This window comes from Paenibacillus sp. FSL k6-2145, from assembly GCF_037976585.1.
Lineage (GTDB): Bacteria > Bacillota > Bacilli > Paenibacillales > Paenibacillaceae > Paenibacillus.
Map to the genome: position 1 here is coordinate 2,030,562 of NZ_CP150267.1, position 12,327 is coordinate 2,042,888.

Consider the following 12,327-nt stretch of genomic DNA (forward strand, 5'->3'; position numbering starts at 1 on the left):
TACATATACATATACATCTTCTCTAATCGAAACTACTTCGACTGATCCGCTTCTTCGCTTACCAGACTTACAACGACGCCTTTCTTCTCCAATTTTTTCACAACCTGCTCTGCACGCTCATTCAACGGATTATTAGCCAAATATACCTCTGTTAGATGTGGGATGGTTTCGAGCACTGCAATATCCTTAATGAGGTTATCTTCTACATATAGATACTCCAAGGTTGGATGGTTCTTTAAAGGTGTCAGATCTTGAATTTTATTATCATTCATAATAACCCATTCCAACTTTAACTTCTGAAGAGGACTTAGATCAGTCACCTGATTCCCACTGGCGAGTAGACTGGTTAGCTTACGCATATTGTTTAATGGAGCCAGGCTTTTGATTTTGTTATCGTCCATAACCAGATTTTGCAGATTAGTCAGACCTATAAGTGGCGAGATATCTGCAATCTGATTGCCTTCAACAGCTAAGAACGTCAATTTTTTTAACTTGTTAAGTGGTTTAATATTTTTTATATTTTGGTCAGGCAAGAATAAATCCGTCATATTAACGGCATGTTCAAGACCTTGCAGGTTAGAAATCTTACTTTTTGTTTCCATAGCATATATGGATTTTAATTTTTTCAAATCAGCAGCCTTTAGTTCCTTCTTAGCCGACATCTTCAAATCTGTCCGAATAACTTTGGCCAGGACCGGGTCTTTGATAAGCGATGCAGCCGAGATAATAGTGGTCGGTAATAGTACAAAAACCAAACATAAAACGATCATACTTTTGATGAATTGATTACGCATATAGATTCTCCCTTTAAGCATCTTAATTAGTGGCTCCGTTTCAAGGAGTTGAGGTCAGCCGTAACGATTTTACCTGTATTTCCAAAGACGTACACTTTCCCTTTAAACTCCACCGCATCGTACCAATCGTCTACCGTCAAGACATCCTGCTTGGTCCATTTCTCAGCGTCATCGGAAAGGAAGATGGAACCTTCACTGCCAACAGCAATGAAGAGATTGCCCACGTATGAGATGCCAAAGAATCCAGTGTTCATTCCACGAGCATATAATTCGTCACGGAACTCTGTCCTCGCCCATTTCTTACCGTCCTCTGAAGTCAAAATAACCGCACTCTGTGCATTCCCATAGTAACTGGCAGTGGTCACGACAAATTTTCCGTCACCCCATACCACATCGAAATTATGCCCAGGAAACCGTGCCGGGATTTCGTTCCACTTCAGACCATCCTCGGAGACGAGCAAAAGCCCTTTTTCTCCAACGGCTACCAATGTTGTGCCGTTTGATGCCATCGCATTGATTTTTTTCTTTACATTAGTGTTTAGGGTCCTCCACGTCTTCCTATCCTTGGAAGAAAGAATCGTGCCGGCCTCGCCTGCCACGTAATACGTATTTTTAGCATACAGCACGCTCGTAAGTGATTGAGTTGTCGGTGATTTAATGACCGTCCACTTTACCCCATCAACAGAGGACATCATCTTCCCGTTATCTCCTACCGCAAAAAAGTCCTTCCCTGACCATACAACTCCCCGAAGTGGATACGCTTGATCCACATAAGAAGATTGCCATTTGCCAGCCGTGTTCATCTTTGCAGAACCCTGCGAGCTGACGGAAAGGAAGTTAAGCTGGCTACGATACCCACCCACCAGCACCAGCCTATCCTTGCTTACTGCTGCTTCATATACGTTACTTGGAAGCACAAAAGGATATCGCTTTGTCAGCTTCCATTTGCGCCCATCCGCAGATGTTTGAATACCAGCATCCGTAATCGTTATATACTGTTTGCCGTTGTGAATGGTAAAAAACGGGTTCTGCTTAGGGCTAGTTGCAAACCCAGCATCGCTCCAGCTCTTACCATCCTTGGATGTCCAGTTGACCTCCTTCAAGACATGATTGGCTTTATTCACATATTCAAAACCAAAAATATAAAACCTGTCCTTTGCCCAGTACACCTTGGACCAAAAGGCTTTGGACGATACGTATGTCCATTTCAGTCCATCCTTCGAGGTCATGATCGTTGCATCCCCTACAGCAACAAAAGCTCCACCGCCATAGGTCATATCCCAAACTTGCTCATAATTGGGCTGATTGGTCTTCACCTTTTTCCAGGTGATTCCGTCTTTGGATACCGCTACGACTCCGCCTTCATAACCTTGAGCCACGAAGGTATTATTGCCCCATGCTACGGCTGTAAAATTGGTGGAGATCCCTGTTTTTCGCTCGGTCCACGTTAATCCATCCTCTGAAGAGAAAATCTTTCCTTCATATGTTGTTCCACCAACTGCAATATATCGTTTCCCGTTCCATACGGCGTCTTTTAAAAATCTTATATGTATTGAATTATTTAACTTCTCCCATGACAGACCATCAGTGGATGTCCATACGGTTACGATATCTGCTTCCTCACGAAAACCCATGAATTCTGACTTTCCACGAATAATCAAACTAAAATCTACTGGATTCCCGGTATAGATTGTCTTCCATGTAACTCCGTCCTTAGAGGTTTTCACATAGCCTCCAGCAGCTGGCATCATATAAATCCCTCCACCATAGGCAATGGAATGGGAAAATCCACTATTTAACTCATCCAACGAAGACCAATTAAGGTTCAACTGACTTTTTACTACAGCATCCTCAATGTTCGCAACTTCACCCTCTGCCTGGGCAGGATGTACAGAAATTAGGGAAAACAGCAGAATCGTAGTTAACAGCAGAGGTATTACTTTTAGTGAAAAAACTAGTGTGCGACTCATAGTTATCTCCTTACATTATTTAATACTAGAAATATACCATGATCTGGAACGAAATACATTGATATTATCCTCATCCTAATTTAATAGAACCCCTCCTGCTCTCATCCTATAACTGTTCCGTTAAGAATGGATAATGGACTACTTCACCAAGGAATGTAACCCTAATATAATATGGGCTGATCCGTTATTCTCATATCTCCCCCTTGCTTTACTCTCTTGGCTGTTATGGGCTCTGATCAAATATCCACTCAAAAGTGAGGACTTACACCAAAAAGCCATACGGATGATGGTCCGTACGGCTTTTTAGCGATTTTTTCTTATACATAAACACATGAGTGAATGATGAATGACGCTGCAAATGTTACTTCCTACTTCCAGAGCTCTTCAGCAATTTCCTTAATGAAGGCAAGCTTGCGCCATTGCTGTTCCTCGGTCAGATGGTTGCCTTCTTCCGTGGAAGCGAATCCGCATTGTGGGCTCAGGCAGATTCGATCCAGATCAACATATTGTGTAGCTTCCTCAATCCGTTTCAGGATATCTTCCTTGTTCTCCAACTCTCCGAATTTGGAAGAGAAGAGGCCAAGTACAACCTGCTGATTGTCCTTCAGGAAACGAAGTGGCTTGAAGTCACCAGCCCGTTCCGTATCAAACTCCAGATAGAATCCAGAGTAGTTATCGATGCTCAGAAGTGTCTGCGCAATCGGCTCGTAACCGCCACCGACTCCTGCAAATGTCGAAACATAATTACCGCGGCAGACATGAGTGGTTACCACGAGGTCTTCCGGCAGGCCAGATAACACATCTTCGTTCAGTTTTGCAAGTTCGTTTGCGTACTCTTCCACATTAACGCCAATCTGCTCCATCACTGTGATGAACTGTTGGTCACACAGTGCGCCCCATGTGCAATCATCAATCTGGATGCTGCGGCAGCCGGCTTCATAAAAGGCCAAGATGGATGCTTTGTACGCCCCGGCAATGTCCGAGAGAAGCTCTTGGCGGTTCGGATAGATGGCCTGTGTGCTTTCCTTATTATCTGCCCGGTCCAATTCGAATAGGAACTGTGCAGCTGCTGGGATGGACTGACGGGCAACAACGTCTTCCCCAGCCGCTTCTTTCAAGAAGGCATAATGCGCTACAAATGGATGACTGCTATAGCTGATTTTGCCGCTCAGACGAGCTGTTTCCGGTCTGGATGTTGCACCGTTGAATCGGTAACCTTCCTCGATGATCGTCCGCTCTACACTATCCAATCCCCAGAAGAAGTCCAGATGCCACCAAGAGCGGCGGAATTCGCCGTCCGTTACAGCCTGAAGGCCTACCTCTTTTTGTTTCTGTACAAGTTTCACAATCTCGGCATTCTCCACTTCATTCAACTGTTCCGTGGTAATTTCGCCGTTCTGGTATTTTAATCGGGCATCCTTCAACGCACTCGGGCGCAGGAAACTGCCCACAATATCATATCGAAATGGAGTGACTGTTCGTTGTTTAGGTTCTGTTTGTACGCTCATAGTTTAATCTCCCCGTTTATCATTATAGAATTAAATATAACATATCCGATCGGAATAACTGTTCTACGAAAGAGTTATAGCCCGCTATAGGCATTAGCTATAGCGGGCTATATTTAAGGGGACTCTATATATAAATCATGTATTCAATCTTACCTGACCGGATGTCCGGAAGAGGGTCTCCACACCTATGATCTCAAGTCAACGTAAGAACGATCTGATCCCCGGAACGGGTGATTTTGTAGATACCCTCTTGCATGTCGATGCCATAATGCTTTTTCAGCAACCACTTGGCGTTGAGATCGGTCTCGATGACCACTAGATAATCATAGCCGCTTAGAAGGTTATCCATATTATCCTCATAGAACAACACAATCCCGTCCACATGAGGAGCATACAAGAAATACTTCCCTACATATTGCATGTAATAGTTCGTGACCTGTTGGTCCCTGTCTGAGGCGTAGAAGAGATATCTGTTATTATCCTCCTGCCCACCTGAGTACCACCGATCACCAGTTACCGCATGAATCTTGTAAGGGAGCGTTGTATCATAGCTTTGGGCGATAGACACGATACCGTTGTATTCGGACAAAAGGATGGTGGCGGCAACAGCCATACAGCCGATAATGCCTTTCTGATAATGACCTTTCGTCTCGACCGTCTTAAAGGATTGATAATCAGGCACTTCACCAATCCGATAGTGAAATGAACGCTCCAGGTCGATCGCAGCGCACAACACCAGTCCACCGGCGAACAGCACCACGATACTGGACGCATAACGCTCAAATCCAGCCAGGACAATGGCTTCATCCAGTGGCATGGAGAAGAGATACAACGCCAGAATACCCGCATAGTACAGTAACAGAACAACGTCCAAAGCAATTAATGCTTTCCACAAGTTCCACTTCTTCTTAAGCACCACGATGGCAAATACAGATGCTGCAATCGCGATAAGCTGGAAAATAACAATGCCGATCACTGGCCGTGTCGTCAGATCCGTACTGGCCTTGAGGAAAGTCCACAGAATCTCACGCATCTGCTCCGGCGTTTTGCCAGCCTGAATCCCCGAAGTAGCCACATCGAACTTGTTATCAATGCCTTGGAACACCGTTGCCATTCGCCAGCTCCAGCCAAAGTATGGAATCAGTGCACCGCAGATCGTACCCACTACAGCGAGGGCTGTTTTCCAACTGAATTTTTGCTTATGTTTTAGCCATGTATACACCAGGAAGATCAGGCCGATCGCGGCGAAAATAATACCCGTGCTTTTGATGATGGTCAGTAAGCCCGCAAGCGGAAGAACAACAATACATGCTTTTTTGATCTCATTACGATATTGGTAGATTACCGCCAGGATTGCGAGCGCGTAGATCGGAAGCAAGAAATCCACGAGCAGATTGGTGATCCGAATCGTAAGATTGAAAAAAGAAAGTGTAGATAACCCGAGTCCAAGAAAGGCGTACAGAAGAAAGCGTTTCTTCTCCGAAACAATGCCAAACATGGCATAAAAACAGGAAAAGATAAGCAATCCTTGTGCCAAAAGCATTACGGACTGGGAATGCCCCATGAAGCGACAGACATAATAGATAAATGACGAAGTCCCCAGCGGATAGTTTTTAAAATCAATCAGGTTGGAGTCTGGCGTTGGAAAGGCATCTGTACTCAGCATCTGCTTCAGTACGATAGCCCAGTGGGAGAAATTATCGTAATGTGTTAACTGGTTCTGAAAGAGCAACAGCAAGAAAACAAAAGTCCCTGCCAGGAATGAAAATTGAAATATGGAAAAGGACATACGTAATGATGCCCCTCGGCTCAGCCTGAGAAACAACATTCCCCCATATAAAAGCAAACCTGCAATTAGGATGACAAGGCTGCCCGTAAAGAGCTGCCCTGCCAAACCACTCAGAAATACAAAGCAGGCAATTAATGAAAACACGAATACAGGGGTGAATTCCCAACGTAGTGAAAGTGCCTTCCGTACAAATTGCATATAACCAAGAAAGGAGAATATCAATAAAACTCCCATCACAAAATGAAGCACAATGAGCATCTTTATCTCTCCTAACCCTCTCTGGTGGCACGATCGGAATGTGGCTGAATCAGATCCGTCAGCAATTGGTCGATCAAGCCCTTCTCCACAATATCATCGATATTCTCCACCGAGAGAAGCACTTCGCGCTCACGGGCTGTCGTTTTTCCCGTATGTTGCAAAATGACTTCAATATTACTCTTCGTATAAAAAGTAACGACCGCTCCTGCCGCAATATCACCATGAAATCCCGTCGCAGAGAAGAAACGATAATTGAAGCTGCGCAGCGTACAGCTAGCATCATTGGTGAAATGAACTGGAAGCTGAAGGGAAAGCCGCGGCATTTTTCGCTGATCCGATCTGGGTTGAACAATCCGTTTTTTCACATTGCGAAGCATATCGTCATAAGCCGTATCCCACAGATTCATCTGCTCTGGCAATGAGTGTTTACGGTCGTAGATGATTTGCATGTATTGGCGGTTATCATTCTCATCGACCGGCTGAACCGTTGCAGAATAACGCCAGCCCTCCCCATCCTGTTTCACATAAACGATGACTGCATCGAGGTTCGCCTCATATCGCTCGGTTTTGACGACCAGAGAGATGATCTTCTGCTCAGCCAAATAAATGGGATAAGGGACATAAAAGGCAATCCCTTGTTCGGATACATCCACCGTCTTGGCCTGATATCGCAGATTGTTGGCTTGGTCATGAATCGTGACATCTTCCTGCGCCCGAATCCGTTCTGTCTCCCGATACGCACGGCGGCCAATCATGAAGAACAGGGCGTAACACAGCGCAATCATGTTATGAATCAGCCAGAAAATAATGATACTGCTGAAGAACAGCGCAATGCCGTACTTGCCATTGACATACCGAATCACGGCTGCAATGGATAGTAACAGCAAGAAGATATGCGGAAGTGCATATAACAGAGCAGACATCCATTGTCGACCGCTTGCTCTGCTTTTATTGGTAACCTTGAATTTTTTCTCACGAATACCCAGCGTCTCCAGGAGAACCGGCCAGATCAGATAAGGCATAAATATGGTATCGATAACCTGACTCCAGCGCTGATTCCGAATATTGCTGGACAGATATCGCATGGATACACTATAGAAGAAATAAGATGGAAGCCAGAATATTAAGATCTGCCAGAAGGTTGTGTTCACAATCTGGAAGTCGAATAACGCAAATAAAATAGGTGCCAAAATGAAAATCAACCGGTTAAAGAAGGACCACCAGTATAAGAAACTGCTTAAGTAGGTCACTCTCGTCCAGAAAGGAAGCTTCCCAGATAAGGGTGCACGCGTATTCTGCAGGCTCTGAATAATACCCCTTGCCCAGCGAATCCGCTGCTTAATCATGCTCTTCACTGTTGTTGTTGTCTGCCCGGCAGCTTGAACCTCTTGAGTCGCATAGGTAATATAACCTTCCTGCTGCAAGCGGATGCTTGTCTCGAAGTCCTCGGTGATCGTATTGAGTGGAAAACCTCCGATGTCTTCCATACCCTGCCGGGAAATGATCGTATTACTTCCTGTATAGGCTACCGCATTGGAGGCATTACGCAGGATGTTCACTTCTCTGGAGAAGAAATCCTGTTCATTCGGAATGCCTTGCTCTGCATACAGGTTAAACTGGAATAGATCCGGATTGTAGAAACTCTGCGGGGTCTGTACCAGCCCAAGCTTGAACTTAGGGTCCATCTCGTCCTCTCGGCGAAGACGCCATACTTCATTCTCCTTAATAAACGTGGAGAGCATGAAATAGGGGACCGTTTTCATCAAAAAGGTGTGCTGTGGAATCATATCTGCATCAAATGTTGCAATGAGCGGAGAAGAGCTTTTGCTCAGTGCATTGTTCAGATTACCAGACTTGGCATCCTTGTTTCCGGGGAACCCCAGATATCCCACGCCAAACTGTCTGGCAAGCTCCTCTACCTCTGGTCTTGCTCCATCGTCACAGAGATAGATATGAACCTTCTGCTTGTCCGGGTAATCCATGAACGTACAGGCATTAACGGTTTTATATAACAGATCAACAGGCTCATTATGCGTAGCAATAAATACATCCACATCCGGATAGTACTCCGGCGGAACGATTGGAAAGTCGAGCTGTGTACGTTCTTTTTGCATCTTTTGAAAGAATAATTCAAAGGTTGTCAGTACGGTGACCGCTTCAGCCACAATCAGCAGCATACCAAAAATGACGTTCAGTACGCCTTCACCCCATGGCAACGTAAAGAACGTACGCCATACCAAATAAATCGACATCAGGATCATCGTGATGACAAAAAAGATATTCTGCCTTTTTTCGTTTTGCACTACAGCTGCTTCCTCCTTGCTGCAAATACCCATCTTCGCTGCAATTGGAAACTGAGCAGGAACAGCAAGGCATCACAGACGAATTTCGCCAATTTCTCATCTACGAAGAGAACGGTATGGAATATATATACACCGGTACTGGAAAGCAAGATCACCACTCCGCATAACGTCAGATAGCGCCATAGACTTCCCTGGCTATCCTCCTTGCGGAATACAAAATGTCTGTTCAGTACATAGTTGACTACAATGGAAATCACTCTCGCAATCACGGTTGCAAGCAGAATTCTTAGATAGTGCTGCTCACTCAACATGGGCCGCAACGCGTCGATCAAAAACCAGGCGATACCCAAATCAACAACAGAACTGGCCACCGATGATGAAATGAACCGCAGAAAATTGGAGAACAACACACCCATTACCCGGGCACTATCCTGGATTGCTTTAAAATGAGTTCCCGCATTGCCATTTTCATAAATGACTTGGATTGGCATGGTATGAATCGGTATGCCAGACTGAATGCACGAGATGAGCATCTGAAGCTCATATTCAAATCGAATACCGCGAACATCCTGCATAAACGCAAGTAACCCTGGACCGAAGGCACGAAGCCCAGTCTGGGTATCTGACAGCTTTTTACCATACAGCATGGCAAAAATAAAGGAGGTCATCCGATTGCCTAACAGGGACTTTGGCGGTATGTTCCCCTCACTGAAGTTCCTTACCCCGAGCACCAACGAGTCTGGATGAAGCCTTGCTTCTTGGGCTACACGGTAGACATCCTCAGCTGCATGCTGTCCGTCTGAATCAGCGGTTACAACGAAGGAAGATGCATCGAATTGCTGAGCAATATACTGAAATCCGGTCTTGAGTGCCGCACCCTTCCCCTGATTTTCCGCATGTGTTAGCAGAGCACAACCATTCTCACGAAGCTCCTCAAAAATCGACTGGTAGGCCTCACCCGATCCGTCGTCCACAATAACAATATTGGTCAAGCCATACTCTCGCAATTGCCGTACATAGGTTGGAAGTCTCTCATCCGGTTCAAGTGATGGAATGAGGATGATCGCTTCGCCGTTTTGTTTACCTATAATCATCCTGATAAGCCTCAATTCGACATATTTCAACAATTTTTTTGAATATTGTGAGTATAACATCGAAAAGACATACAGTAAACGAATAATCTGTATATATATTAGTAAAAAAGTCTCGCTTTTTATAAGCTAATTTATAGGTAAAAAGAACTATTTGAAGGTTAGTCTAGTACTCCTCAAACCATTTCACATTTGGCTCTTGTTTCAGTACATGTACCAGCATGGCATGCCGTTATCCACGGTGGTGATAGAAGTGAGCCTGCGGTTCCAGAAGCCACTCAAAGCATGAATGAACGCCTTCCCAGAATGCAGTCATTTCTCGCAAAAGTTCATCTTCTGTCTCCATCGACCGATTGGACATGCATCGGCTTACAAATCTGGACGAATGGCCACTTATGCGGATCACGAATTTGAATTAGAATTACCGTAGACGATTGAAAAAGGCTGTGATTCCAATGTTATTCGAAAGAGACAAATGGTTGCAGTATGGCATTCTGCGCGATGAGCCCTCTCTAGCTGAACGTTTGCCAGAAACACAGTTGCTTGAGAAGGATACGCTAACGAAGATGCTTCTTCAGTATCCCAGCGTTGTACTGAAACCTCGTAATGGCAGTTACGGAAGGGGTATCCTGTTCATTAAACGAAGCGGTGCAAATGCTTATCGTATTCAAAATGAAAATAACACAGTCACCATGAGAGACAACGAGCAGTTACTGGAATGGTTCGAACAAACAATCAAAAGTGATGAATATATTGTCCAAAAGCGTCTGCAGCTTGCTCAAATTAAACACAGGCCGTTCGACATTCGGATCATGGTTCAGCGCAAAAAGGGTTCCTCGTCCACTTGGAACGTGACAGGTTCCTATGCTAAAGTCGCTGCACAAGGATACCAAGTCACCAATGTGAATAACCGCCCCATTCCAGTTCTTAAAGCACTGAGACTAGCTCGAATTGGAGATCGGCGCTTACTTGTCAGAGCGGAACAAGTTGCACGATTAGCTGCCAAACGATTGGGAGAGCATTACCCTATGCTTAGACAAGTTGGATTCGATATAGCCATCGACAAGAAACGGCGAATTTGGATTATCGAAGGCAATTATCAACCAGCCTTACGGCCTTTCCGACTTTTGAAAGATTCCTCGATGCACCGCAGAATATTATGGTACAAAGAACATTAAAGCAAAAGAAGACGACCAGCATGTTACTCATAGCCAGTCGTCTCTTCCTGTTTAGTACCTGTTCTTGATATTAACCCTCTTCGGTTATTTCCGGCATTTTCTAGTCGCACTTGTAACACGTGTCACTCGGAACTGATTTACCCCTACCTGTATAATGGCGAACTGGCTGTATGAAGTACCAGAAGAGGTATACGGTTCAGCCTCAATATTTCCACTCGGTGTTCTAACCGTCGCAGTGATTCTAGTTACCAGGCACACACCACGGCCGGAAGATCTCCAAGTCTCATCACGCTGAACACTATATCTATCGTTGCTACAAAAAATGGATGCATACTCCACTACTCCACTCGCATTAAACGAAGTCGAGTTATAGATCTGAACAGGGTCATAACCACCTCTAGGTGCTCCAGGTCTTCTATTTCCCATTCTCAAAACCTCCTTTTTTATTGATAATCTATTAAATGCAATTAAATAGTTTTGGTGAGGTATAAATGTGGACAAGGTAGAAAAAGTGTGTTTGTACAGTAGTAGAGGGAAACTGGTAGCTTGATGTCATAACTCAAACACGAAAAAACCACCCTTTACTGTACAAAGGTGGTTCGCGAATTATAGACCTACTGTCACTATCATCTTATTGGGCAAATTGAGTCGAAACGATAAATCATAGACGTTCAAAACTCCCCAAATGCAGATGCTTCTATTCTGCCGCCTCCGCCAACCATGCTTGCATCGCCGGAGATTCCGCCCGATTCAAACGTAAGGCAATTTCGGTATTGATCTTATCCGGCGGCATGACTTCAACAAGGACACATACGGACTCTCGCGGTTGATTTAAGGCAAATATGCCTTCATCATCGAGCATTTTCATCGCCAGCTCCATGGCGTTCAGCCTCACATCCAACTCGCGATCCCAATCATCATACTCCAGTTCCGCAATGAAAGGACGCTCGTTATATCGTTGTTTGACACCGTCAAAGTGATCATCCCCAAAACAACAATAGGGCGAATCCGCATACGACCATTTGATGAGATCCGCAATCGTGGATACCGGCGTATCACTTTCTTCTGCTTGCCTAGCCGATTCCAACGCCAAAGCTTCCCACGACCAGGCAGAGATGCTTGGCGCATGTCCCTCGCCAGTAGTGTATAACGTACAATAATAGTAACGTTCCCCATTTTCAAAAAGAGCACCAAAAGACGTTCTCGCGGCAGCGGCGATCTCTATGGCCAGTGTCTCTATTTCTTGCATTGGCTTCATGAGTGGAGTTCCCCTTTCCATTCGTTGATCATTTGCCCCTTCGATATGAATTGGCTATTTGGACTAGATACCAAACACCCGCACCCACAAGGATAGTAAACACCAGATTGATGCAGCCGAACACAATGAGTGACTTTGCTTGGCCTGGACCGATCCGGAAAGCGGTAGCTAGCTGGAA

9 protein-coding genes are annotated in these 12,327 nt (G+C 45.0%); 1 reads left to right on the top strand and 8 read right to left on the bottom strand.

The window, feature by feature from the left end; translation table 11 throughout:
- Positions 1-32: 32 nt before the first annotated feature.
- From NZ043_RS08925 to NZ043_RS08950, 6 genes are all read right to left on the bottom strand, one after another.
- The gene (locus tag NZ043_RS08925; RefSeq protein WP_133386381.1) at positions 33-794 is read right to left on the bottom strand and encodes a leucine-rich repeat domain-containing protein; all 762 of its coding nucleotides are present in this window, start codon (positions 792-794) and stop codon (positions 33-35) included.
- A gap of 26 nt (positions 795-820) precedes the next feature.
- Complete coding sequence (locus NZ043_RS08930; RefSeq protein WP_133386382.1) at positions 821-2,764, bottom strand: hypothetical protein; 1,944 nt, start codon at positions 2,762-2,764, stop codon at positions 821-823.
- A gap of 368 nt (positions 2,765-3,132) precedes the next feature.
- Positions 3,133-4,272, bottom strand: a complete 1,140-nt coding sequence (locus NZ043_RS08935; protein ID WP_133386383.1) for a 5-methyltetrahydropteroyltriglutamate--homocysteine S-methyltransferase — start codon at positions 4,270-4,272, stop codon at positions 3,133-3,135.
- 193 nt (positions 4,273-4,465) lie between these two features.
- Positions 4,466-6,319: a hypothetical protein gene (locus NZ043_RS08940; RefSeq protein ID WP_133386384.1), complete on the bottom strand. Its 1,854-nt coding sequence runs from the start codon at positions 6,317-6,319 to the stop codon at positions 4,466-4,468.
- An 11-nt stretch (positions 6,320-6,330) separates the two neighbouring features.
- Complete coding sequence (locus NZ043_RS08945; RefSeq protein WP_339311536.1) at positions 6,331-8,622, bottom strand: glycosyltransferase family 2 protein; 2,292 nt, start codon at positions 8,620-8,622, stop codon at positions 6,331-6,333.
- Entirely contained in the window at positions 8,622-9,716 is a 1,095-nt protein-coding gene (locus NZ043_RS08950) for a bifunctional glycosyltransferase family 2/GtrA family protein (RefSeq protein ID WP_339311538.1), read from the bottom strand. Before NZ043_RS08950 ends, NZ043_RS08945 begins: the two co-directional genes overlap by 1 nt.
- 452 nt (positions 9,717-10,168) lie before the next feature.
- On the opposite strand from NZ043_RS08950, the gene NZ043_RS08955 reads away from it, so the two are divergent.
- Positions 10,169-10,891 carry a YheC/YheD family protein gene (locus NZ043_RS08955; RefSeq protein ID WP_074096662.1) on the top strand — a complete coding sequence of 241 codons (723 nt, stop codon included), beginning with the start codon at positions 10,169-10,171 and terminating at the stop codon, positions 10,889-10,891.
- 84 nt (positions 10,892-10,975) lie between these two features.
- On the opposite strand, the gene NZ043_RS08960 is transcribed toward NZ043_RS08955, so the two are convergent.
- Together NZ043_RS08960 and NZ043_RS08965 are read right to left on the bottom strand one after the other, a co-directional pair.
- Positions 10,976-11,317, bottom strand: a complete 342-nt coding sequence (locus NZ043_RS08960) for a hypothetical protein (protein WP_338589568.1) — start codon at positions 11,315-11,317, stop codon at positions 10,976-10,978.
- A 271-nt stretch (positions 11,318-11,588) separates the two neighbouring features.
- Positions 11,589-12,149: a DUF4303 domain-containing protein gene (locus NZ043_RS08965; RefSeq protein ID WP_339311541.1), complete on the bottom strand. Its 561-nt coding sequence runs from the start codon at positions 12,147-12,149 to the stop codon at positions 11,589-11,591.
- Positions 12,150-12,327: the final 178 nt, after the last annotated feature.